The sequence below is a fragment of the Bradyrhizobium sp. MOS002 genome, assembly GCF_003020115.1.
Taxonomy (GTDB): domain Bacteria; phylum Pseudomonadota; class Alphaproteobacteria; order Rhizobiales; family Xanthobacteraceae; genus Bradyrhizobium.
The window spans coordinates 563,926-586,777 of record NZ_PYFX01000003.1 but is presented as its reverse complement, the minus strand read 5'-3'; the positions used below and the strand labels follow the sequence as shown (position 1 = coordinate 586,777).

At 64.7% G+C, this 22,852-nt stretch carries 19 protein-coding genes; 11 read left to right on the top strand and 8 right to left on the bottom strand.

Translation table 11 applies throughout. The annotated features are described in order from the left end of the window. Positions 1-116: 116 nt before the first annotated feature. Positions 117-1,307, top strand: coding sequence for a dihydrodipicolinate synthase family protein (locus C7G41_RS11470; protein WP_106942658.1), 1,191 nt, complete (start codon positions 117-119; stop codon positions 1,305-1,307). Further along, positions 1,307-2,170 (top strand): sugar phosphate isomerase/epimerase, encoded by an 864-nt coding sequence (locus tag C7G41_RS11465; protein ID WP_106942657.1) that lies wholly within the window; start codon positions 1,307-1,309, stop codon positions 2,168-2,170. The genes C7G41_RS11470 and C7G41_RS11465 overlap by 1 nt, the downstream gene beginning before the upstream one ends. A 136-nt stretch (positions 2,171-2,306) precedes the next feature. Here C7G41_RS11465 and C7G41_RS11460 read toward each other — a convergent pair whose 3' ends face one another. Continuing rightward, complete coding sequence (locus C7G41_RS11460) at positions 2,307-3,527, bottom strand: cytochrome P450 (RefSeq protein ID WP_106942656.1); 1,221 nt, start codon at positions 3,525-3,527, stop codon at positions 2,307-2,309. A gap of 107 nt (positions 3,528-3,634) precedes the next feature. On the opposite strand from C7G41_RS11460, the gene C7G41_RS11455 reads away from it, so the two are divergent. From C7G41_RS11455 to C7G41_RS11415, 9 genes are all read left to right on the top strand, one after another. Further along, the gene (locus C7G41_RS11455; protein ID WP_106942655.1) at positions 3,635-4,177 is read left to right on the top strand and encodes a phosphonopyruvate decarboxylase; all 543 of its coding nucleotides are present in this window, start codon (positions 3,635-3,637) and stop codon (positions 4,175-4,177) included. A 31-nt stretch (positions 4,178-4,208) separates the two neighbouring features. Further along, the gene (locus C7G41_RS11450) at positions 4,209-4,763 is read left to right on the top strand and encodes a thiamine pyrophosphate-dependent enzyme (protein ID WP_106942654.1); all 555 of its coding nucleotides are present in this window, start codon (positions 4,209-4,211) and stop codon (positions 4,761-4,763) included. Positions 4,764-4,897: 134 nt separating this feature from the next. Then, the gene (locus tag C7G41_RS11445) at positions 4,898-5,599 is read left to right on the top strand and encodes a TetR/AcrR family transcriptional regulator (protein WP_106942653.1); all 702 of its coding nucleotides are present in this window, start codon (positions 4,898-4,900) and stop codon (positions 5,597-5,599) included. 1 nt (position 5,600) lies between these two features. After that, positions 5,601-6,794 (top strand): efflux RND transporter periplasmic adaptor subunit, encoded by a 1,194-nt coding sequence (locus tag C7G41_RS11440; protein ID WP_106942652.1) that lies wholly within the window; start codon positions 5,601-5,603, stop codon positions 6,792-6,794. 76 nt (positions 6,795-6,870) lie between these two features. Next, positions 6,871-9,966: a MexW/MexI family multidrug efflux RND transporter permease subunit gene (locus C7G41_RS11435; RefSeq protein WP_106942930.1), complete on the top strand. Its 3,096-nt coding sequence runs from the start codon at positions 6,871-6,873 to the stop codon at positions 9,964-9,966. Between the two features lie 143 nt (positions 9,967-10,109). Continuing rightward, positions 10,110-12,158 (top strand): sensor histidine kinase, encoded by a 2,049-nt coding sequence (locus tag C7G41_RS11430; protein WP_106942651.1) that lies wholly within the window; start codon positions 10,110-10,112, stop codon positions 12,156-12,158. Beyond that, positions 12,155-12,544 (top strand): response regulator, encoded by a 390-nt coding sequence (locus C7G41_RS11425; RefSeq protein WP_106942650.1) that lies wholly within the window; start codon positions 12,155-12,157, stop codon positions 12,542-12,544. Before C7G41_RS11430 ends, C7G41_RS11425 begins: the two co-directional genes overlap by 4 nt. Then, positions 12,541-13,791 carry an adenylate/guanylate cyclase domain-containing protein gene (locus C7G41_RS11420; RefSeq protein ID WP_106942649.1) on the top strand — a complete coding sequence of 417 codons (1,251 nt, stop codon included), beginning with the start codon at positions 12,541-12,543 and terminating at the stop codon, positions 13,789-13,791. Before C7G41_RS11425 ends, C7G41_RS11420 begins: the two co-directional genes overlap by 4 nt. Positions 13,792-13,800: 9 nt before the next feature. Next, on the top strand, positions 13,801-14,547 hold the full coding sequence (locus C7G41_RS11415; protein WP_106942648.1) for a hypothetical protein: 747 nt from the start codon (positions 13,801-13,803) through the stop codon (positions 14,545-14,547). Between the two features lie 219 nt (positions 14,548-14,766). On the opposite strand, the gene C7G41_RS11405 is transcribed toward C7G41_RS11415, so the two are convergent. The 7 genes from C7G41_RS11405 to C7G41_RS11375 are packed head-to-tail and all read right to left on the bottom strand — an operon-like array spanning position 14,767 to position 22,781. Further along, positions 14,767-15,657 carry an ABC transporter permease gene (locus C7G41_RS11405; protein ID WP_106942646.1) on the bottom strand — a complete coding sequence of 297 codons (891 nt, stop codon included), beginning with the start codon at positions 15,655-15,657 and terminating at the stop codon, positions 14,767-14,769. A gap of 4 nt (positions 15,658-15,661) precedes the next feature. Next, entirely contained in the window at positions 15,662-16,603 is a 942-nt protein-coding gene (locus C7G41_RS11400) for an ABC transporter permease (RefSeq protein ID WP_106942645.1), read from the bottom strand. A 31-nt stretch (positions 16,604-16,634) separates the two neighbouring features. Beyond that, positions 16,635-18,146 (bottom strand): ABC transporter substrate-binding protein, encoded by a 1,512-nt coding sequence (locus C7G41_RS11395; RefSeq protein WP_106942644.1) that lies wholly within the window; start codon positions 18,144-18,146, stop codon positions 16,635-16,637. A 17-nt stretch (positions 18,147-18,163) separates the two neighbouring features. Then, positions 18,164-19,270, bottom strand: coding sequence for an ABC transporter ATP-binding protein (locus C7G41_RS11390; protein ID WP_199198307.1), 1,107 nt, complete (start codon positions 19,268-19,270; stop codon positions 18,164-18,166). Next, positions 19,270-20,259 carry an ABC transporter ATP-binding protein gene (locus C7G41_RS11385; RefSeq protein ID WP_106942642.1) on the bottom strand — a complete coding sequence of 330 codons (990 nt, stop codon included), beginning with the start codon at positions 20,257-20,259 and terminating at the stop codon, positions 19,270-19,272. The genes C7G41_RS11390 and C7G41_RS11385 overlap by 1 nt, the downstream gene beginning before the upstream one ends. Next, a complete protein-coding gene (locus C7G41_RS11380; RefSeq protein WP_106942641.1) occupies positions 20,256-20,966 on the bottom strand; it encodes a DUF1028 domain-containing protein in 711 nt (236 codons plus the stop codon). Before C7G41_RS11380 ends, C7G41_RS11385 begins: the two co-directional genes overlap by 4 nt. A 9-nt stretch (positions 20,967-20,975) precedes the next feature. Beyond that, positions 20,976-22,781 carry a gamma-glutamyltransferase family protein gene (locus C7G41_RS11375; RefSeq protein ID WP_106942640.1) on the bottom strand — a complete coding sequence of 602 codons (1,806 nt, stop codon included), beginning with the start codon at positions 22,779-22,781 and terminating at the stop codon, positions 20,976-20,978. Positions 22,782-22,852 lie beyond the last annotated feature (71 nt).

The following is a 22,852-nucleotide window of genomic DNA, read 5'->3' as shown; positions in this document are numbered from 1 at the left end:
GATGTTATTGAGCCGTCATTGCAAGCGAAGCGAAGCAATCCAGAGTGCCTCCGCGGCGAGAGTCTGGATTGCTTCGTCGCTTCGCTCCTCGCAATGACGGGGAGAGGTCTGAAATCATGAACAAGCCCGTCCAGCCGATGTCGTCCCTGTCGCTCAAGCTGCCGAAGGCCGATCGCTCGATCGAGACCTACCGGCTCGCGGCCTCGCGAACGTTTCCCGCAAAGCTCGAGGGGCCGCTGAACCGCATTGCGTTCTCGGCCGTCCATACCGTGACCGATCCCTTCGCCGACAACGACCCGTGGCTCTCCGCCGCCGTCGACTGGGACAAGACCATTGCCTTCCGCGAGCACGTCTGGGACCTCGGGCTCGGCGTTGCGGAGGCCATGGACACTGCGCAGCGCGGCATGGGGCTGGATTGGCCGACCTCGCTGGAGCTGATCACGCGCTCGGTGTCTGCCGCGAAGCAACGCAACGCGCTGGTGTTCTCCGGCGCCGGCACCGATCATCTCGCGGTCGAGGACGCCAGGAATCTCGACGACGTCATTCGCGCCTATGAGGAACAGATATCGGCGGTCGAGAAGGTCGGTGGCCGCATCATCTTGATGGCGTCGCGCGCACTGGCGAAGCTGGGCCGTAACGCCGACGACTACGCCAAGGTCTACGACCGGGTGCTGTCGCAGGTTGGCGAGCCCGTGATCATCCACTGGCTCGGCGACATGTTCGATCCGGCCCTGACGGGATATTGGGGCACCAGCGATCTCGACAAGGCAATGGATATTGCGGTCGCCATCATCAACGGCAATGCCGCGAAGGTCGACGGTGTCAAGGTTTCGCTGCTCGACAAGCAGCGCGAGATCGACATGCGCCGTCGTCTCGACAAGCGCATCAAGATGTATACCGGCGACGATTTTAATTATGCGGAGCTGATCGCCGGCGACGAGCAGGGCTTTTCGCACGCGCTGCTCGGCATTTTTGATGCGATCGCGCCGGCGGCTTCCTACGCCTTGTCGCGGTTGGCTGCTTCCGATGAGGCCGGCTTCCACGACGTGCTGGGGCCGACCGTGCCGCTGTCACGCCACATCTTCAAGGCGCCGACGCGGTTCTACAAGACCGGCGTGGTGTTCATGGCCTATCTCAATGGCCACCAGGACCACTTCACCATGGTCGGCGGGCAGGAGAGCACGCGCTCGACGCTGCATCTGGCCGAGCTGTTCCGGCTGGCCGACAAGGCCGGGCTGCTTGCCGATCCGGAGTTGGCAACGCGGCGGATGAAGGCGGTGCTCTCAACGCGCGGGATCGAATCCTGATGCGTGATTTTTCGTCCGACCATCGCTGGCTGTCGCTCAACACGGCGACAATCCGCAAGCAGGGTGACCTCGTCGAAATCATCGACGCCTGTGCCAGGCACGGCATCCGCGCCATCGACCCCTGGCGCGACCAGGTCGCAGCCGTGGGCCTCGATCGCGCCGCGCGTGCGGTGCGCGATGCCGGTCTCGACCTGTCGGGATATTGCCGTGGCGGCATGTTCACCTCCGACGCACCGCGCCGGGGCGAGGTGCGTGACGACAACCGGCGCTGCGTCGACGAAGCCAAGGCGCTGGGCGCGCCCTGCATCGTTCTCGTCGTCGGCGGCCTGCCGCAATATTCGCGGCCGGGCAGCGAGGCGTCGAAGGACATCTCCGGCGCGCGGACGCAGGTCGAGGAAGCGCTCGCCGATATGCTCGACTATGCCAAACAGGCAAAGCTGCCGCTGGCGATCGAGCCGCTGCATCCGGCCTATGCGGCGGACCGCGCCTGCGTCAACACGACGAAGCAGGCGCTCGACATCTGCGACCGGCTTGATCCTGATCGCAGCGGCATGCTCGGCGTCGCACTCGACGTCTATCACATCTGGTGGGATCCGGAGCTGATGGGGCAGATCGCGCGCGCTGGCCGAGATCGCCTGCTCGCCTTCCATGTCTGCGACTGGCTGGTGCCGACCAAGGACGTTCTCAACGACCGCGGCATGATGGGCGACGGCGTGATCGACATCAAATCGGTGCGCGACGCGGTCGAAGCACAGGGCTTTGCCGGCTATTCGGAGATCGAAATCTTCTCCAACGACTGGTGGAGTAAACCGATCGACGAGGTGCTGCAAACCTGCATCGCGAGGCACAAAACGATGGTTTAGGCCTTCCGGATTTTGTTGCGCGCGGCGGGGCCGATGGCCTGAAATGTCAAATGGTTGGGCGGGATCACCGGGCATCGCGCGGCGGTAACCTTCTACTGTGCATGGGGTTTTTTTCGCGTTTTTTTGTTTTGAGGCCTCAGCCGATCGCGCAAGGCACGTTCAAAAATCCGCGGAACCGCACCCGTCCACCCCTCACCGGCTGGCCGCTCACGGCATAGTTCGGGAAGCGCGCCAAGAAGCGTGAGACCGCGATGGCGCCTTCCAGCCGCGCCAGCGCCATGCCGGCGCATTGATGCGCCCCGGTGGCGAAGGCGAGATGCCGGTTCGGCGTGCGCGCGATGTCGAAGCTCTCGGGGTCGGGAAACTGCGCCGGATCGCGGTTGGCAGCGCCGATGCACAGCGTGATCGACGTGCCGGCATCGAGCATGACGCCGCCGAGCTCGACCCGCTCTGTGGTCATGCGGTTGCCGAGCTGGTTCGAGCTCTCGTAGCGCAGCATCTCTTCGACCGCCGTCTTGATCAGCTCGGGGTTGTCGATCAGCCGCCGCTTCTGATCCGGATTCCGGTCGAGCGCCACGAGGCCGTTGCCGATCAGGTTGGTGGTGGTCTCATGGCCGGCATTGAGCAGGAAGATGCAGTTGTGCAGCAGCTCCTTCTCGGTCAGCCGCTCGCCGTTGTCCTCACCCTGTATCAGGCGTGTCAGCACGTCGCGTTCGGGGTTGCCGGGCTTCGCTCGTCGGCGCACGACCAGCGTTTCGAGATAGGCGAGAAAATCCGTCACCGCCTTGTTGCCGCGGGCAGCGACTTCAGGCGACACCACCGGTTCGAGGGCGCCCAGGATCGCGAGCGACCAGTCGCGCAGCGGCGCGCGTTCGTCATGGGGCACGTCGAGCAGATTGCCGATCACCTCGATGGGAATCGAGGCGGCGAAGTCCTCGATCAGCTCGCAGCTGCCCTTGGTGGCGATGGCATCGAGCAGGCCGTCGGCCAGCTTGACGATATCAGGCTCCATCCCCGCGATCGCACGTGGCGACAGCGCGCCCATGATCAGGCGCCGCACGCGCGTATGCGCCGGCGGATCGTTGAAGACGAGGCTCGTGGTGTGGTGTTCGTAGAGCGGGGTGTCGCCGTATTTCGGCGCGAACTCGCGCTTCTTGTCCGAGCTGAACGATTTTGTGTTCTTGTAGGTCGTGACGAGGTCGTCATAGCGGGTCAGGAACACGGTGCCGTTGCGCAGGCGCTTGACCGGCTCGTTCTCCCGCAGTGCACGATAGGTCGGGTAGGGATCGTCGTAGAATTCCGGCGTCAGCTTCTCCAGATCGAAACTGGCCGCCAGTTCATTCGCACTTGCGTTCATGCCGCCATACTCGCCGGTTGAGTCCGATATGCTGTATTCGCTCTTTTGAGCGGCTCGGTTCACCGTCTACAGTCGAGCCGTGATTTGCAAGCCGACCGGACAGGAAAATGCACGCCCGCTCTGACGCTGCCGACACGGCTCTTTCATGGCCAGACGATATCTTCGCGACCTTGCAACGCTTCGACGTCCGGCAGGTGCCTTACGTGCCGGACGCCGGCCATTCGACGTTGATCCAGCGCGTGCTGACCTCGTCGACGATGCGCGGCATTCCGCTGACGACGGAGGAAGAGGGCGTGGCGCTTCTCGCCGGCGCCTGGACGGGTGGTCAACGCGGCGTGCTGTTGATGCAGTCGAGCGGGGTCGGCAATTGCATCAACATGCTGTCGCTGATCCCGATCCTGCGCTTTCCCTTCCTCACGCTGGTGACCATGCGTGGCGAGTGGGGCGAGTTCAATCCGTGGCAGGTGCCGATGGGATCGACCACGCAGGGCGTGTTCGAGCTATCGGGCGTCAAGGTGCTGCGGGCTTCGACCGCAGCCGAGGTGCCGGCCGTGCTCGAGGCGGCGGCCGCGCAGGCCTATAACGCGCTCACGCCCACCGCCGTCCTGCTGTCGCAGCGCCTGATCGGCGCCAAGGTTTTCACCAAATGAGCAAGGCAATCTCCTCGACCGCCGTCAGGCGGTGTCCACGCTTCTCGCGGACCGCAAGGATGTGGTTGCGATCGGCGGCCTCGGGGCCTCCACCAACGACATGTGCGCGGCCGGCGACCATGCGCGCAATTTCTATCTCTGGGGCGGCATGGGGGGCGCCGCCATGATCGGTCTCGGGCTCGCCCTGGCGCAGCCAAAATTGCCGGTGCTGGTCATCACTGGCGACGGCGAGATGCTGATGGGCATGGGCAGCCTTGCCACCATCGGTCTCCAGAAGCCGTCCAATCTCTCGATCGCGGTGCTCGACAATGAGGCCTATGGCGAGACCGGGGGCCAGACCAGCCACACGGCCGTGGCCGCCGACCTCGTCGGCGTCGCAAGGGCCTGCGGCATCGGGGATAGCCGGTCTGTGACGACCATGGCCGAGGTCGAGGCCTTCGCCAAAGCCGTCCACGACCTCACGGCCGGGCCGCGCTTTGCCAGTGTGAAGATCGACAGCGCCAATCTGGAGCGGATTTTGCCGAGCCGGGATGGGACTTACATTCTCAACCGGATCCGCGGCGACCTCGGCTTCCAGCCGATCTAGGCGGCCTTCCCTGCGCCCCGTCCCACGCGGGGGGCCGTGTGGGCGCGGCGAATTTCCACTGAAATTACAGCCCACCCAGGTTGCGATGCAGCATAGTGCTTGACTTTTGCGTGGGTGAGTGCTTACTCACTAGCATGAGCTCATTGCGTATGACGAGCGACCTGAGGCGTCAATTGATCCTCGGCGCCGCAAAGCGTTGCTTTGCCCGACATGGCTATACCGGCACCACGACCAAGAGCGTGGCGGCCGCCGCTGCCATTTCCGAAGCGCTGCTGTTCAAGCATTTCCCGTCCAAGGCCGCGCTTTACGCCGAAATTCTCAGCGACGAATGCGAGGCGGACCCGGCGCTCATGGAGCTGCTCGAACGTCAGCCGTCGACCGCCACGTTGGTTGAAGTGATCCGCGGCATGGTCGGGCATTTCATGCACATCGCCGACGGGCCCGACCAGGAAGAGGCCCAGCGCCTGCGACTGATGACCACGAGTCATTTGGATGATGGCGAATTCGCTCGCTTGCTATATGCCAAGATCGAGACGCTGATCGGGGCGGCCTTCGTCGCCTCGCTCGATCGGGCGGTTGCCGCGGGGGACGCGCGGCCATACAACGGGGAACCGCTCAACCTGTTCTGGTTTGCGCATCACACCGTAATGACGGCTGCGCTGACCAGGCTGCCGGCCACGCCGTGTCTCGCTTACGGCAAGGCGAACGACCTCGAGCGGCAGCTCTGTGAGTTTCTCCTGAGGGGTATCGGACTTAACGACGCCGCAATTGCTTCGCATTTGGGCCGCGATCAGGCCGCGTGTGCGGGCAAGACGGCGATTGCAGAGAGTGCATGACATGAACATCGTCACCGAACACAAGATTTCGGGCGAACCGATCGACAACAAGGCTCCCAAGCGTCCGGTCCGGCCGGTGCTCTGGTTCATCATCGTCGGCGCGCTTCTGGCCGTGCTCGTCGGTGGCCTCGTCTGGTTCAATTATTTCCGCGGCCAGATGATCAAGCAGTTCTTCGCCAACAACAAGCCGCCGCCGGTCGCGGTCAGCGCCGCCGAGGCGAAGTCCGAGGTGGTGCCGAACCTGTTGACCGCCGTCGGCGGGCTCGCCGCCGTGCACCAGGTCGACGTCAGCGCCGACGTCAACGGCCGCGTCACCGAGATCAAGTTCGAGCCGGGCTCGCATGTCGAGGCCGGCACGCCGCTGGTGCAGATGTTCGACGCGCCGGAGCAGGGCGACCTCGCCAATTACAAGGCGCAGTCCACCGTCGCACAGCTGTCGCTCGACCGCGCCAAGCAACTGGCGTCGCGCCAGTTCGGCCCGCAGGCAACCGTCGACACCGCGCAGGCCGCGTACGATCAGGCGCTGGCGGGTATCGCCAAGACCGAAGCGTTGATCTCGCAGAAGCTGGTCCGCGCGCCGTTCTCCGGCGATCTCGGCGTCCGCAAGGTCGAGGTCGGCCAGTATCTGACAGCCGGCACGGCCATCGTTTCGCTGACGGATCTGTCGGAGCTGTGGGCCAACTTCACGGTGACGGAAAAGGACTCGGGCAACCTCAAGGTCGGTCAGCCGGTCCGGCTGAAGGTCGACGCCTATCCGGGCCGCACCTTCGACGCCAAGATCACCACGATCGAGCCGCAGATCTCGACCGACACCCGCAACATCCGCGTGCAGGCGACCATCTCCAATCCGGAGAAGATCCTGAAGCCCGGCATGTTCGTGACCACCACGGTGGTGCTGCCGGACAAGCCGGCCGTGGTCACCGTGCCGGAGACGGCGGTCGACTACACGCTGTACGGCGACTCGGTGTTCGTGATCACCGAGAAGAAGGAAGCGGACGGCAAGACCAGCCTGAGCGCGGTGCGTACTTTCGTGCAGACCGGCAGCCGGGTCGAAGGCCGCGTCGAAATCGTCAAGGGCGTGAAACCGGGCGACAAGGTCGTCGCCGTCGGCCAGCTCAAGCTGCAATCGGGCGCGGCGGTGTCGATTTCGACCGACCCGGCCCCGCAAATCCCGGCGCAGCCGCCGCGCTACTGACATCGTACACGTTGCAGCATGATCCGGCACGGCCGGATCATGCGCTTTGCAAGTCAAAGAAATCGAGATCGCCGCGATGCGCTTTACTGATATTTTCATCAAACGCCCGGTCCTGTCGGTCGTCGTCAGCCTGCTGATCCTGCTGATCGGCCTGCGCGCGGCGACGACGCTGCCGATCCGGCAATATCCGAAGCTGTCGAACACGGTCATCAACATCACGACGGTCTATCCGGGCGCGTCCGCGGACCTGATCCAGGGCTTCATCACCACGCCGATCGAGCAGGCGGTCGCTTCCGCCGAAGGTGTCGATTACATCACCTCGTCCTCGGTGCTCGGCACCTCGACGATCCAGGTCTACATCAAGCTGAATTTCGATCCGAACCAGGCGCTGACCGAGGTTCTGGCCAAGACGAACTCGGTCAAATATTTGATCCCGAAGGAATCCAACGATCCGATCGTCACCAAGACCACGGGACAGACCACGGCCGTGATGTATCTCGGATTCTCCTCCGAAGAGCTGTCGGGCTCGGCGATCTCGGACTATCTGACGCGCGTTGTGCAACCGGTGCTGTCGACCGTCGATGGCGTGGCCTCCGCCGACATTCTCGGTGGGCAGACCTTTGCGATGCGGCTGTGGCTTGATCCGCTGAAGATGGCGGGCCGCAACGTGTCGCCTGCGGATGTCGCGACCGCGATTACCGCCAACAACTTCCAGTCCGCGGCGGGGCAGACCAAGGGCTATCTCATCGTCTCGAACGTATCGACGAATACGGGCCTGACCGACGTCAACCAGTTCAAGAAGATGATCGTCAAGGCCAAGGACGGCGGCTTCGTGCGGATGGAGGACATCGCCACCGTCGAGCTTGCGGCCCAAAGCACGGATGCGAGCGTCGCCTTCAACGGCGAGCACGCGATCTTCATCGGTGTGCAGGCAACGCCGCAGGGCAACCCGCTGACGCTGGTCAAGGGCGTGCGGGCGCTGTTCCCCGAGCTGGAACGCAATCTGCCGCCGTCGATGAAGATGAAGGTCGCCTACGATTCGACCAAGTTCATCCAATCCTCGATCGACGAGGTCGAGAAGACACTGGGCGAAGCCGTGATCATCGTGATCGTGGTGATCTTCCTGTTCCTGGCCTCGTTCCGTTCGGTGATCATTCCCGTCGTCACCATCCCGCTGTCGATGATCGGCGTCTGCACGCTGATGCTTGCGCTGGGCTTCAGCTTCAACCTGTTGACCCTGCTGGCGATGGTGCTCGCGATCGGCCTCGTGGTCGACGACGCCATCGTCGTGGTGGAAAACATCCATCGTCATCTGGAGGAAGGGAAAACGCCGGTCCAGGCGTCGCTGGAAGGCGCGCGAGAAATCGTGGGTCCCGTCGTCTCGATGACCATCACGCTCGCGGCCGTGTACGCCCCGATCGGTTTCCTCGGCGGCCTGACCGGCTCGCTATTCCGCGAATTCGCCTTCACGCTTGCGGGCTCGGTGATCGTGTCCGGCGTGATCGCGCTGACGCTGTCGCCGATGATGTGCTCGGTGCTGCTGAAGAACACCGAAGAGGGGCGCTTCGCCAAGCTCGTCAACAAGGTGTTTGGCGCGCTGACGCGGTGGTACGGGCGCAGGCTCGACCGCTCGCTCGACTACAAGGCCATCACCGGCCTGTTTGCGGTGACCATCCTCGGGCTCGTCGGCTTCCTCTATATGCACACCTCGAAGGAGCTGGCGCCTGAGGAGGACCAGGGCATCGTGTTCGCGGTGACCAAGGCGCCGAAATACGCCAACATCGACTATGTCGACTTTTACGGCGAGAAGCTCGACAAGGAATTCCAGAAATTCCCCGAGACCGATCTGCGCTTCGTGCTGAACGGCATCAACGGCCCGCAGGGCGGTATCGCCGGCATGCTGTTGAAGCCGTGGGAGGAGCGCAAGCGCTCGTCGATCCAGCTGAAGTCGCTGGTGCAGGGCGAGCTTTCCAAGATCGAGGGCGTGCAGGCGTTCGCGTTCAACCTGCCGCCGCTGCCGGGCGGCCCGGGCGGCCTGCCGGTGCAGATGGTGATCAACTCCACCGCCAGCTTCCAGACTGTCTATGAACAGATGGAGAAGCTGAAGGCTGCCGCCCGCAAGAGCGGAATGTTCATCGTCTCCGACAGCGATCTTGCCTACAACCAGCCGAACGTGAAGGTGACGATCAACCGCACCAAGGCGCAGGATCTCGGCGTCAACATGCAGAACCTCGGCAGCACGCTCGCAGTGCTGCTCGGCGGCAACTACATCAACCGCTTCAACCTCGAGGGCCGTTCCTATCAGGTCATCCCGCAGGTGCCGCGCGGCCAGCGGCTCTCGCCGGAATCGCTTGCCGGCTACTACGTGACGACCAACACCGGCCAGCAGCTTCCGCTCTCGACGGTGGTGTCGATCGAGACCAAGACCGAGCCGAATTCGCTGACGCATTACAATCAGCTCAATTCGGCGACCTTCTCGGCGGTGCCGATGCCCGGCGTGACCGTCGGTGCGGCGGTCGACTTCCTCGAGAGCGAGGCCAAGAACCTGCCGCAAGGCTTCAGCCATGATTATCTCGCTGACAGCAGGCAATATGTGCAGGAAGGCAACCAGCTCGCGATCACCTTCGGCTTCGCGCTGATCATCATCTTCCTGGTGCTGGCGGCGCAGTTCGAGAGCTTGCGCGATCCGCTGGTCATCATGATCTCGGTGCCGATGGCGATCGTTGGCGCGCTGATCCCGCTGTTCTTCGGCGTGGCGACCATGAACATCTACACCCAGGTCGGCCTGCTGACCTTGGTGGGCCTGATCACCAAGCACGGCATCCTGATGGTGGAGTTCGCCAACGAGCTCCAGATCAACGAGCGGCTCGATCGCCGCTCCGCCATCGAAATGTCGGCCCGCATTCGTCTGCGGCCGATCCTGATGACCACGGCCGCGATGGTGACGGGCCTGATCCCGCTCCTGACCGCGACCGGCGCAGGCGCGGCCAGCCGCTTCTCGATCGGTCTGGTGGTCGTCGCCGGAATGTCGATCGGCACCCTGTTCACATTGTTCGTGCTGCCGGCGGTCTATGTGGTGCTGGCGACCGACCATCGCGCGGCGGCCGATTCCGAGCGGAATAAGCAGGTCAACGACCTCGACCTCAACAACAAGGCGCTGCGGCCGACCTGAGGCCACGGATAAAGCGAACCGAGGGCGGCGGCGGCCAAATCCGCTGCCGCCCTTTTCTATTTGCCCCGGGGTCCCCCGATTGCCATCAGGCTTTCCCGCGCTCGCGAGAGACAAAGTTCGGTCTTCTTGCTAGGTTCGGCGGGATGAGCCTTTCCCTCCATCCCGACACCCCGCAAGCACGGACGCTGCCAAACGCGGCGCGGGATGGCGTCGAGCCCGGTGCGACGCCGGGGCAAGGGATCAGGAGCCGACTGTTCGCCAAATATGTCGCGCTGTTCGTGGCCGTCGTCGCGATCGCGCTGCTGGCCAACGGCCTGTTCGAGGTCTTCTTCTACTATCGCGAGCACAAGGCCGCGCTGATCCGGGTCCAGCATGAACAGGCCGAGGCGGCCGCGGCAAAGATCGGTCAGTTCGTCAAGGAGATCGAGAGCCAGCTCGGCTGGACCACGCAGCTGCCCTGGTCGACGGGCTCGATCGAGCAGCGCCGGTTCGATGCGCTGCGGCTGCTGCGCCAGGTGCCCGCGGTCACCGAGCTCGCCCAGGTCGATGCGACCGGTAAGGAGCGGCTGCGGGTCTCGCGGCTCGCCATGGACGCGATCGACAGCGGCATCGATCTGTCGGGCGATCCGAAGTTCACCGAGGCGGTCGCGCACAAGGTTTTTTACGGCCCGGTCTATTTCCGCAGGGAGTCCGAGCCGTACATGACGCTGGCGCAGGCCGGGTCGCGCAAGGATGCCGGCGTCAGCATCGCGGAAGTCAATCTCAAGCTGATCTGGGACGTCGTGTCCCAGATCAAGGTCGGCGAGCACGGACACGCCTACGTGGTCGGTCCGGAGGGACGCCTGATCGCGCACCCCGACATCAGCCTGGTCCTGCGCAACACCGACATGTCCAGGCTCGCGCAGGTGAGGGCCGCGCAGACCGGCGGCGGCACCATGCCGGACGCGCTACAGGAGGCGACCAATATCCAGGGGCAGAAGGTCTTGACGGCGTCCGCCCCGATCCCACCGCTCGGCTGGACTATGTTCGTGGAATTGCCGGTCGAGGAAGCCTACGCCTCCCTCTACGCCTCGCTGCAGCGGCTCGCGATCGTGCTGCTTGCCGCGTCGATTTTCGCGGTGCTTGCGGGGGTTTTTCTGGCGCGCCGCATGGTCGGTCCGATCCAGGCGTTGCGCAGCGGCGCCGAGCGGATCGGGGGCGGCGACTTCGCCCAGCGTATCTCGATCAAGACGGGTGACGAGCTCGAAGGGCTCGCCGACCAGTTCAACGACATGGGCGCGCGTTTGCAGGAATCGTATGCAGACCTCGAGAACAAGGTGGAGCAGCGGACCGCAGAGCTCCGGCAATCCCTCGACGATCTTCGCACCGCGCAGGACCGCCTGGTCCAGACCGAGAAGCTCGCGTCCCTCGGCCAACTGACGGCGGGAATCGCGCACGAGATCAAGAACCCGCTCAATTTCGTCAACAATTTCTCGGCGGTGTCGACCGAGCTGATCGACGAGCTCAACGAGGCCCTGCAAGCGGCCCCGCTCGACGGCAAGACGAAGGAGGAGGTCGAAGAGCTGACCGGGATGCTCAGGACCAACCTCGAAAAGGTGGTGCAGCACGGCAAGCGCGCCGACTCCATCGTTAGGAACATGCTCTTGCATTCGCGCGAAGGCTCGGGCGAGCACCGTCCGGCGGACATCAATGCCATCGTCGAGGAAAGCCTCAACCTCGCCTATCATGGCGCGCGCGCCGAGAAGCCCGGCTTCAACGTCACGATCGAGCGCGGCTTCGACCCCGCCGCAGGCATGGTCGATATCTATCCGCAGGAGATTACGCGAGTCTTCCTCAATCTGATCTCGAACGGCTTCTACGCCACGGCCAAGCGCAAGGAGAGCGCGGCAGATGCCTTCGAGCCAACCCTGCGCGCGGCCACCAAAACTCTCGGCGACAGGGTCGAGATCCGCATTCGCGACAACGGCACCGGCATCCCGTCCGAGGTGAAGGAAAAGATGTTCAATCCCTTCTTCACCACCAAGCCGGCCGGCGAGGGCACCGGGCTCGGCCTTTCCATGAGCCATGACATCGTGGTGAAACAGCACGGCGGCACCATCGACGTGAACACCGCACCCGGCGTATTCACCGAGTTCATCATCACCCTGCCGCGCATGATGGCGGCGGGCGGCACTTCCGGAGGCAAGACTTGAACGTTTACATCCTGGTCGTCGATGACGAGCCCGACGTCGAGGCGCTGTTCCGGCAGCAGTTTCGGCGCGATTTGCGCGCCGGACGCTTCCAGATGGAATTCGCGTCGTCCGCGCCCGATGCGCTGAAGCTCGCCGCCGAGGTGCACGATCCCTCGTTGATCCTGATTCTGTCCGACATCAACATGCCCGGCATGAGCGGGCTCGACATGCTGCCGAAAGTACGCGCCGCGCATCCGGATGTTCCCGTCATCATGATCACCGCCTATGGCGACGCCGAGACGCGCCGGAAGGCGATCGAGCGCGGTGCAGTCGGGCTTCTCACCAAGCCGATCGATTTCGCGTTGCTGCGGCAGGAAATCGACACGAGGCTCGGGCAAGCCGCATGACCGCGACCATCCTCTTCGTCGACGACGAGCCGGATCTCGAGGCGCTGGTCCTGCAAAAATTCCGCAGGCAGATTCGCGATGGGTTGGTGACCATCATGTTCGCGCGCGACGGCCTCGAGGCGCTGCAGTCGCTCGAGCAAAACCCGCATGTGGATATGGTGGTCTCCGACATCAACATGCCCCGGATGGACGGGTTGTCGCTGCTGGAGAAGCTCCAGGAAGCCGAAGACAAGAAGTCCACCATCATCGTGTCGGCCTATGGCGACATGAGCAATATCCGCACTGCGATGAACCGTGGTGCGTTCGACTTTCTGACCAAACCGATCGATTTCGCCGACCTGGAGATGACGATCGAGAAGACCATCCGCCATATCGAGATGCTGCGGGAGGTGCGGCGCCGCCAGACGGAAGCCGAGCGCGCTCACGCGGCGCTCTCGCGTCATTTCTCGCCCGAGCTCGCCAAGCGTCTGGCAGCCAGCGGCGAGAGCGAGGGAATCGAAGTGCAGTGGCGCGATATCGCGACCATCTTCACGGATATCACCGGCTTCACCTCGCTGGTCGAGAGTGCGCCGCCGGAGACGCTGGGCGCGCTTCTCAACGAGTATGTCGGCGGCATGACCGAAATCGTCTTCGCGCATGAGGGGACGGTTGCCAAGATCATTGGCGATGCAATCCAGGTGCTCTTCAACGCGCCCGGCGACCAGACCGACTATGCGACGCGTGCGGTCGCCTGCGCGCACGATCTCGACGCCTGGGCGGAGGATTTTTCCGCTCGTTGGAAGGCGATAGGCGTGAATTTCGGCACCACCCGTATCGGCATTCACGCCGGGCCGGCATTGGTCGGAAATTTCGGCGGCAACCGGTTTTTCGACTACACCGCGTATGGCGACTCCATCAACATTGCGGCGCGGCTGGAAGCCGCAAACAAGCATCTGGGCACGCGGATTTGCGTCAGTGGCAGCATTGCGGAGGCGGCCGAGAATTTCCGAGGTCGCCCCGTCGGTGAGCTGATGCTGCGCGGACGCAGCGAGCCGTTGCGCGCGTTCGAGCCGCTGACGCCGGCCCAATTCGCTGCGCCGGAAACGGCGCTGTATTCCGGGGCTTTTGCCAAGATGGAGGCTGGTGATGCCGCGGCCATGCCGACCTTCGCCGCGCTGGTCGGCATGCATGCCGACGATTCCCTGGCCGGCTTTCACCTGAAGCGCCTGCTTAACGGCGCCAAGGGCATTCGCATGCAACTGGAATAGGAGTCCGACATGATTGGTGAATTCTCCGCCGGCAATTACCGTTTCATTCCGTCCGTATTCCAGTATTCGGCCGGTGCGGCCGCGGACGACGGCTACGAGATCGAGCGCGTCCGCTTCGACCGGCTGGTGCCGCTCGCGGAAGGGTTTGCGCTTGCCGCGAAGTATATCCAGGAGGCGGGGCGGCGGCTGACGGCGTTCTGCGCCTGCGAGCTGCGCTCACCGGCGGCCTTCAGCGAGGAAGGCTTTCGCGCGTTCAACCTGCACTATGTCAAGACGCTGTCCGAATGGGGTATCTTCGACGGCACCACCAATCCGGTGGCGCGCAGCAATGTCTGTCCCGAGATCGATCCGCCGGCCGAGCCGTCGTTCTACGCGTTCTCCTTCACGCGGCCGACAGGCTCGAAGGCGCCGAGCTTCGTGATATCAGGCGGTGCCGAGGCGCGCGAGGGCGGTGGGACCTATGTCGAGCGCACGGTGCGCTACCGCGACCTCAGCCCGGAAGGCCTTCGCGAGAAGGTGCGCTTCACAACGACCTCCCAGATGGAGAACAGGATGACGGCCTTCGGCTTCGGCTGGAAGGACACGACCGGCGTGCAGGCCTATTCCGTGCACGACTTCCACCACGCGCTGGTCGACGAGCTCGTCCGCCGCGGGGCGTTGCGGTCCGGCCTGACCTGGCACTATGCCCGTCCGCCGGTGGTCGATCTCGAATACGAGATGGATTGCCGCCGCGTGATGCGCGAGACCGTGATCTAGCTAGACCAAGGACCGGTGAGATCAGGCTCGTTTGCTGCAACGGGGGAGGTGTGCTCCCTCCCCCGCTTGCGGGGGAGGGTTGGGGAGAGGGGTATTTCCGCAATCGAGAACCCCCAAGAGGAGAGAGCCCTCACCCGGCGCGTTGCGCCGACCTCTCCCGCAAGCGGGAGAGGTGCACCGAGCCTGGAGCCGCTTAATTCAACCTATTCTCATTGCGCTCTAACGCTGCCTGGGATCGAGCGCGTCGCGCAGGCCGTCGCCGAGCAGGTTCAGCGACAGCACCACGAGGAAGATCGCCAGCCCCGGCCAGATCGCCATCCACGGCGCTTGAGTCAGGAAGCGCTGCGCTGCGTTGAGCATGCTGCCCCAGGATGGCGCCGGCGGCTGCTGGCCCAGGCCGAGGAAGGACAGCGCGGCCTCGGCGATGATGGCGGCCGCAATCGACAGCGTCGCCTGCACCAGCAGCGCCGGCAGGATGTTCGGCAGGATGTGCGAGAACGCGATCCGCCACGGCGGATTGCCGAGCGCGCGCGCCGCCTCTACATAGTCCTCGGCCTTGACGTTCAACACCTGGCCGCGGGTCAGGCGGATGAAGATCGGGGTTGCCGAGATGCCGATCGCGATCATGGCGTTGCCGAGGCTCGGACCGAGGAATGCGGCGAGCGCGATCGCCAGGATCAGGAATGGGCAGGCCAGCATCGCGTCGGTCATCCGGCTGATCAGCGCATCGACGAAGCCGCCGCGATAGCCGGCAAGCAGGCCGAGCGGAACGCCGACGCCCAGCGCGATCGCGACCGAGATGAGGCCCGCGAGCAGCGACGCGCGGGCGCCGTAGACGACGCGGCTCAGAATGTCGCGACCGAGCTCGTCAGTGCCGAACCAGTGCGCCGCAGTGGGCGGCTTGCGGACCAGGCTCCAGCTCGTCGCGATGGGATCGTAGGGCACGACGAGCGGCGCGAGCAGCGCGAGGCCGACGAACAACGTGATCATGACAAGTCCGAACACTGCGGCCTTGCGTTTGAACAGGCGCCGCCGGGCGCGACGCGCCGGGCTGTCCAGCTCGTCAGATTGCGCGATGGGAGCGGCGGCGGGCAGGGCGGCATCGGTCATGAGTCTAGCCCCGCAGCCGCGGATTGACGAGGATGTAGGCGACATCGGCGACCAGGTTCAGCGTGATGTAGACCGTCGCCGTCACCAGCACGACGCCCTGTACGACCGCATAGTCGCGGTTGAACACGGCGTCCACGATCAGTTTGCCGAAGCCGGGAATGGAGAAGATCTGCTCGGTCAGGACCGCTCCCGACAACAGGGTGCCGAGCTCGAGCGCGCCGAGCGTGATGATCGGCGTGAGTGCGTTACGCATGGCGTGCTTGAGGATGACCGAGCGTTCGGACAATCCCTTGGCGCGCGCAGTGCGGACGTAGTCGCTTTCCAGCACCTGGAGCATGGCGCTCCGGGTATGCCGCATCAGGACCGCGGAAATCGCGTTGCCGAGCACGAAGGCCGGCATGATGGTGGCGGCGAGGCTCGCGCGCCAGTTCTCGGTCAGCGGCACGTAGCCGGACGCCGGCAGCCAGCCGAGTTCGATCGAGAACAGGAAGATGAGCATGATGCCGAGCCAGAAATTCGGCGTCGAGATGCCCCACAGCGCGAACAAATTGGCGGCATAGTCCCAGACGGTGCCCTTTTTCACGGCGGAGACGATGCCGGCGGGAATGCCGATCAGGAGCGCGATCAACATTGCCATCGAGCCGAGCTGGAGCGTCACCGGCAGCTTCTGCGCGATCAGCTCGCGCACCGGCATCTTGTTGCGCAGCGATTCGCCGAAATTGCCGGTCAGCACGCCCTTGAGCCAATAGACGTACTGCACGGGGATCGGTTGATCGAGCCGGTATTGATGGCGGATCTGCTCGATTGCCGCGGGATCACGCTCCTCGCCGGCCATCACCAGTGCGGGATCACCCGGCAGCAATTGCTGCAGCGAGAAGATCAGCAACGACACGAAGAACAGTGTCGGCACGATCTGCACAATACGGCGGGCGAGGAAGTTCAGCATGGTCGCACGCGCGTCCCGGGCGCAGCCGCCATCACTTGAACTTCAGCCCGACCACGCGCACGAGGCCATCTGGCATCTGCTTATAGCCCTGGAGCTTGGTCGTATGCGCGATCAGGAGCGTGCGGTGATAGATATAGATGATCGGCAGGTCGTCGAGCAGGATCTTGTTCAGCTTGGCGTAGATCGCCTTGCGCTCCTCGACGTTGGATGTCGCCCTCCCTTCTTCCATCAGCTTGTCGGCTTCCGGGTTCGAGTACCCGCCATCGTTCTGCGGCGCCTTGCTGCGCATGAAGATGTAGGAATTGCCGTCGGGATCGATGCGGCCGCTCCAGTTGATCTGGAAGACCTGGAACTCGCCGGCCTGGGCCTGCTTGAAGGTGGTCGCGAATTCGACGACACGGACCTTGATGTCGAAACCTGCTTCGGCGGCCATGGACTGCACGACCTGGGCGACGGCCTCGTACTCGGTCCCCTTGGGCACCATGTAATCGACGGTCACGGGCAGGCTGACGCCAGCCTCCTTCAACAGCGCCTTGGCCTTTGCGATGTCGCGACCGTGAATGGGGAATGCCTTCTGATAGTAGGGATGCGTCGGGCTGACCCATTGATTGCCGGGGGTGAACTCGCCGTTGAACACGACCTGGTTGATCGCTTCGCGATCGATGGAGAGATCGAGCGCCTGACGTACCTTCGCGGACTGGCTCAGCGGCCCTTTGGCCTTGTCATTGCCGATGTTGATGGTCAGGCCCTGATAACCAAGCTCCGGCGCGGTCGACAGCACCAGCTTGGGGTCGGCACGCACGTCCTTGATGTCGGTGGCGAGCACGCGCTCGATCAGATCGAGTCCGCCGGACTTCAGGTTGGCGAGGCGCACCGTGGCGTCCACAATCGGCAGGAACACGACGCGGTCGATGTGGATGTTGTCCTTGTTCCAGTAGTCGGCGAATTTTTCGAAGACCATGCGGTCCTGCTGCACGCGCTCGACGAACTTGTAGGGACCGGCGCAGACCGGATGCAGGCCGAACTTGTCGCCGGCTTCCTTGGCGGCCTTCGGCGACACCATCATGCCGGAGCGGTCGGTCAGCTGGGCGATCAGCGGGGAATAAGGCGTCTTGAGCACCAGCTTGATGGTCAGGGGATCGACGACCTCGACATGGTCGACGCTGGCGAGCTCGGACTTGCGGAACGAGGTCGGCAGCGTCATGTGACGCTCGATCGAGAACTTTGCAGCTTCTGCGTCGAGCGGCTCGCCGTCGTGGAATTTCACGTTCGGCCGCAGCTTGATCGTCATCTCCTTGCCGTCGGCCGAGGTCTCGTGGGACAGCGCGAGCTGCGGCACGATGTTGAGCTTCTCGTCGATGTCGAACAGCTTGTCGCAGAAGGCGGAGAACACGATGCGGCCGACATAGGTGCGGCCGATGCTGGGGTCGAGGATATCGGGGTCTTCGCCGATGCCGATGCGAAGCGTGGTCTGGGCCTGGGCCGCGCCTACGATCGACGTCAGCAATGCCGACGCCAGGAGTGCCAAACGCATAGAACTCATCGCTCTCAACCTCTGTTTTACGGCTGTGCCGGGTTCGTCCCCAATGAACTAACCCCGCTGCCGCGGACTGCTTCCGGGCCGCCACTAAAGGCGGCGACCAATTTTTCGAGAACCGGGGAGAAGCCGCCGTCCGTTGGGACGATCGCCTCTGATGACGGCAGTTCCGACGTTCGGTGGCATGCCGTTGCATGTCCGATGCCATCCTGCACGAGCTGAGGCATTTCGCTGCGGCAACGGTCCACCACGTAGGGGCAGCGGGTGTGGAAGCGGCATCCCGGCGGCGGATTGAGCGCGCTGGGGATCTCTCCCTGCAGCACAATCCGGCTGCGCTTTGCCCGCGGTTTAGGCACCGGGATCGCGGAGAGCAGGGCCCGGCTATAGGGATGGTTGGGTGCGGCGAACAGCGCGTCCGCCGCCGCCGTCTCGACGATCTGGCCGAGATTCATCACCGCCACGTGGTCGGCGATGTGCTTAACCACCGCGAGGTCGTGCGAGACGAAAATGTAGGCCAGCCCAAGCCGGTCCTGGAGCTCGCGCAGCAGATTGAGGATCTGCGAGCGGATCGAGACGTCCAGCGCCGAGACCGGCTCATCGCAGATGATCAGTTTCGGCTCGACCGCGAGGGCGCGGGCGATGGCGATACGCTGGCGCTGGCCGCCGGAGAATTCGTGCGGGTAACGCCGCGCCAGCCGCGGCTCCAGCCCGACCAGCCGCAGGATCTCCTCGACGCGTTCGCGCCGCCGGGCGGGCGGCGCCAGATTGTGCAGCGCCAGCGGCTCGGTCAGGATCTGGCCGACGGTCATGCGCGGATTGAGCGAGGCGTAGGGATCCTGGAAGATGATCTGCGCCTCGCGGCGAAAGGCGCGAAGCGCGCCGGCGTCGAGCGAGAGGAGATCGCGGCCTTCGAAACGGATCTTGCCTGCATCCGGCTCGATCAGCCGCAGCACCAGGCGGCTGACGGTGGACTTGCCGCAACCGGATTCGCCCACCAGTGCCAGCGTCTTGCCGGCATCGAGCGAGAACGAAACGCCATCAACGGCTTTGACATGCGCCAGCGCCCGGCCGAACAGCGAGCGCTCGGCGACGAAATGCTTGACCAGGCCATCGACCTCGAGCAGCGCCATCACGATACCAGACGTTCGAGCGGCGCGCGGATGCAGCGCGAGAGGTGGCCGGGACTGACTTCGACCAGCGGCGGCGGCGCCTTGGTGCAGGCATCGAGCACGAAAGGGCAGCGTGCGGCGAAGCGGCAGCCAGCCGGCGGCTGCGCCATGTTCGGAACCATGCCCTCGATCGTGGCCAGCTGTTCGGCGCGATGGTCGAGCCGCGGGATCGAGCCGAGCAGGCCGACGGTGTAGGGATGTTGCGGCGCCGAGAACAATTCGTCCACCGGCGCGCGCTCGACGATCTCGCCGGCATACATCACCGCGACCTCGTCACAGACCTCGGCGACGACGCCGAGATCGTGGGTGATCAGGATGATGGCAGCGCCGCTCGCCGCCTTCAACTCGCGCATCAGCTCCAGGATCTGCGCCTGCAGGGTGACATCGAGCGCGGTGGTCGGCTCGTCCGCGATCAGCAGCCGCGGGTCGCAAGCGAGCGCCATCGCGATCATGACGCGCTGGCGCATGCCGCCGGAGAGCTTGTGCGGATATTCGTCGATCCTCCGCTCGGGCGAGGGGATGTGGACGCGACGCAGCAGATCGATCGCCCGCTCGCGCGCACTCCTGCGCGAGCCGCCGCGGTGGCGCAAAATCGTCTCGACGATCTGATCGCCGATGGTGAAGCTCGGATTGAGCGAGGTCATCGGCTCCTGAAAGATCATCGCGAGCCGGTTGCCGCGGAGGTCCCGCAGCGTCTGGTCCGACGTCTTAAGCAGGTCGAAACCGTCGAAGCGGATCGCGCCGGAGATTTCCGCGCTCTGTTTCGGCAGCAGGCCCATGATGGCCAGCGACGTCACGCTCTTGCCGCAGCCGGATTCGCCGACGAGGCCGAGCGTCGCGCCATTGGCGACGCTGAGATCGACGCCGTCGACCGCGTAGGTGATGCGGCCGTCGTCGCCGTGAAAACGAATGCGCAGATCCTTGATTTCGATGAGAGGGCTTGCGCTCATGATTGTCTTGCGCGCGCTGCGGCGATGCTGGCGTCGATGACGCTGCGATCGGTGTTGCCGGCCGGGTTCTGCCGCGTCGGCATGGAGGCGCGGAAGTGTACCCAGAGCTCCTGGCTGACGCGCTCGAGCCGCTCGAGCTCGCCGAGCGGATCGGGATGATCGTCGGCGCGCAGGTCCAATGCCGGCCATTCCTCCTCGCCGTGGATCAGGAGCGCGGCGGACTGCTTGCCGCGCTTGTCGCCGCCGGCGGCTTCGCCCGCGCGCATCGCGGCGAGCAGGCGCCGCGGGAAGGGCAGGCTGTCATTGGCGATATAGGTTTTTGCGGTCTCGTCGAGCACATCGGCGCCCGCAAGCATATTGCCGGCGATCGAGAAGCCGCTGCCTGCAATGTGCCCGCACCAATCGACGCAGTCGCGACCGGTATGCGCGGCAATCGCGCCGCTTGCGTCCATGATATGGATCTGGCGGCTCTCGCGGCCATCGTCGGTCGCGAGCAGGGCGGCCAGCGCGTCGTGCGCGTTGAGACCTTGACGCAGCAGCTTGACGCCGTCGATGCCATAGTAGGGATTCACGAAGGCCTGCGTCGCGATGGCGCCAAGGCCCGCCGCGATGTAGGGCACACGCGCGCCGACGGCGAAGAAGCGCGTGGCAACGGCGATGCCAAACTGGCCAGTAGCAGAATCGCGCGCGATGATCGACCAGGTCATGTGCTGCCTTTAGCGCCCTGCGGCGTAGCCCTGCATGCCGCGCGGATTGGCGGCGGCGCGGCGGCGCGGACCGACGCGCGAGGCCGCGGTGAGGCGGCCTTCGGACCAGTCCGGTCCGACCTCGACGATATGTCCGCGTTCGCGAAGATTCTCGATCGTCGCCTTCGGCACGCGGTTCTCGACCACGAGCACGCCGGGGCGCGCGGTGCGGGGCCAGAACGAGATCGGGAAATGCTCGGAGTGCCAGGCCGGGGCGTCGATCGCCTCCTGGAGATTGAGGTTGCAATGGACGTGCCGCAGGAAGAACTGCGTGATCCACTGATCCTGCTGGTCGCCGCCGGGCGAGCCCCAGGCGAGATAGGGCTCGCCGTCGCGCAATGCCATGGTAGGGGACAGCGTGGTGCGCGGCCGCTTGCCGGGCGCGAGCGAGCTCGGTTGGTTCTCCTCCAGGTCGAACATCTGCGCGCGGCTGCCGAGGCAGAAGCCGAGCTCGGGAATGATCGGCGATGATTGCAGCCAGCCGCCGGACGGCGTCGAGGACACCATGTTGCCGGCCTTGTCGATGATGTCGAAATGCACGGTGTCGCCGCGCACCTCGCCGAAGCGACCCACCGTCGGCTCGCCGGCACCGAGCGCGCCGACGGCCTCGCGTTGCCCCTCGGCGCGGCGCAGCTTGACCACGCCGCCAAAGCCCTCGACCGTGCCGGGCCGGAGATCGAGCGAAGCTTTCTCGGTCACCAACTTACGGCGTTCGTCGTTATAGGCATCCGATAGCAGCGTTGCGATCGGGATCTCGCTGAACTTGGGGTCGCCGTAGAATTTTTCGCGATCGGCAAAGGCGAGTTTTGCGCATTCGATCTGGAGATGGATGAACTCCGGTCCGGTCGGATCGAGCCCATCGAGCGCAAAGCCCTTCAGCAGCGCGAGTTGCTGCAGCGTCACCGGACCCTGGCTCCAGACCCCGGCCTTGCAGACGGTGTAGCGGCCATAATCGTAGGTGAGCGGGGCCTCGACCGTCGGCTGCCAGCGCGCCATGTCATCGGCCGACAGCACGCCGCGATGCGGCGAGCCGCTGACGTCCATCACGTCCTGCGTCCGGCAGAATTTGTCGATGGCTTCCGCGACGAAACCCTGCGACCACGCTTTGCGTGCGCGCTCGATCTCGGCGTCGCGGCCGCCGCCGCCGCTTTCGGCCTCGCTCAGGATGCGCGCGTAGGTCGCCGCAAGTGTCTTGTTTGTGAAGAGCGTGCCGGGCTTTGGCACTTCGCCGTTCGGGAGATAGACGGCGGCTGAGGTCGGCCAGTGCTTGCGGAATAGTTGCTCGACGGTCTGGATCGTGGCGCAGGCGCGCTCGACCAGCGGATAGCCGTCGCGCGCATAGGAGATCGCGGGCTCCAGCACGTCGCGCACGCGCATCGTGCCGTAGTCACGCAGCAGCATCATCCAGGATTCGAAGGTGCCGGGGACGCAGGCCGCGAGCAGGCCGGTGCCGGGCACCATGTCGAGGCCTTCGCTCTTGTAATGCGCGATGGTGGCGCGGGCTGGTGCCGGACCCTGGCCGCAGATCACCTCGGTGCGGCCGCGCTTCACGTCGTGCACGATGATCGGAACGTCGCCGCCGGGGCCGTTCAGATGCGGCTCGACCACCTGGAGCGTGAAAGCGGTGGCAACACCGGCGTCAAAGGCGTTGCCGCCCTTTTCCAGGATGGCCATGCCGATAGCGGTCGCGATCCAGTGCGTGGTCGCGACGACCCCGAAGGTGCCCTCGATCTCGGGGCGTGTCGTGAAGGGATCGGGATTGACGATGGTGGCCATGGACTACCTCATTTGCGGCGCGCGCAATTGATCACAGGGCCAGGCCGCCGCCAAATGCGCAGGCTGCATGG

Excerpts from the sequence above, each read along its gene's own strand:
- C7G41_RS11440 (WP_106942652.1), top strand. The coding sequence starts at position 5,601 with ATGAACATCGTCACCGAACACAAGATTTCGGGCGAACCGATCGACAAC.
- C7G41_RS11400 (WP_106942645.1), bottom strand. The coding sequence starts at position 16,603 with ATGCTGAACTTCCTCGCCCGCCGTATTGTGCAGATCGTGCCGACACTG.
- C7G41_RS11445 (WP_106942653.1), top strand. The coding sequence starts at position 4,898 with ATGAGCTCATTGCGTATGACGAGCGACCTGAGGCGTCAATTGATCCTC.
- C7G41_RS11455 (WP_106942655.1), top strand. The coding sequence starts at position 3,635 with ATGCACGCCCGCTCTGACGCTGCCGACACGGCTCTTTCATGGCCAGAC.
- C7G41_RS11385 (WP_106942642.1), bottom strand. The coding sequence starts at position 20,259 with ATGAGCGCAAGCCCTCTCATCGAAATCAAGGATCTGCGCATTCGTTTT.
- C7G41_RS11390 (WP_199198307.1), bottom strand. The coding sequence starts at position 19,270 with ATGGCGCTGCTCGAGGTCGATGGCCTGGTCAAGCATTTCGTCGCCGAG.
- C7G41_RS11395 (WP_106942644.1), bottom strand. The coding sequence starts at position 18,146 with ATGAGTTCTATGCGTTTGGCACTCCTGGCGTCGGCATTGCTGACGTCG.
- C7G41_RS11430 (WP_106942651.1), top strand. The coding sequence starts at position 10,110 with ATGAGCCTTTCCCTCCATCCCGACACCCCGCAAGCACGGACGCTGCCA.
- C7G41_RS11375 (WP_106942640.1), bottom strand. The coding sequence starts at position 22,781 with ATGGCCACCATCGTCAATCCCGATCCCTTCACGACACGCCCCGAGATC.
- C7G41_RS11415 (WP_106942648.1), top strand. The coding sequence starts at position 13,801 with ATGATTGGTGAATTCTCCGCCGGCAATTACCGTTTCATTCCGTCCGTA.
- C7G41_RS11470 (WP_106942658.1), top strand. The coding sequence starts at position 117 with ATGAACAAGCCCGTCCAGCCGATGTCGTCCCTGTCGCTCAAGCTGCCG.
- C7G41_RS11380 (WP_106942641.1), bottom strand. The coding sequence starts at position 20,966 with ATGACCTGGTCGATCATCGCGCGCGATTCTGCTACTGGCCAGTTTGGC.
- C7G41_RS11465 (WP_106942657.1), top strand. The coding sequence starts at position 1,307 with ATGCGTGATTTTTCGTCCGACCATCGCTGGCTGTCGCTCAACACGGCG.
- C7G41_RS11405 (WP_106942646.1), bottom strand. The coding sequence starts at position 15,657 with ATGACCGATGCCGCCCTGCCCGCCGCCGCTCCCATCGCGCAATCTGAC.
- C7G41_RS11460 (WP_106942656.1), bottom strand. The coding sequence starts at position 3,527 with ATGAACGCAAGTGCGAATGAACTGGCGGCCAGTTTCGATCTGGAGAAG.
- C7G41_RS11435 (WP_106942930.1), top strand. The coding sequence starts at position 6,871 with ATGCGCTTTACTGATATTTTCATCAAACGCCCGGTCCTGTCGGTCGTC.
- C7G41_RS11420 (WP_106942649.1), top strand. The coding sequence starts at position 12,541 with ATGACCGCGACCATCCTCTTCGTCGACGACGAGCCGGATCTCGAGGCG.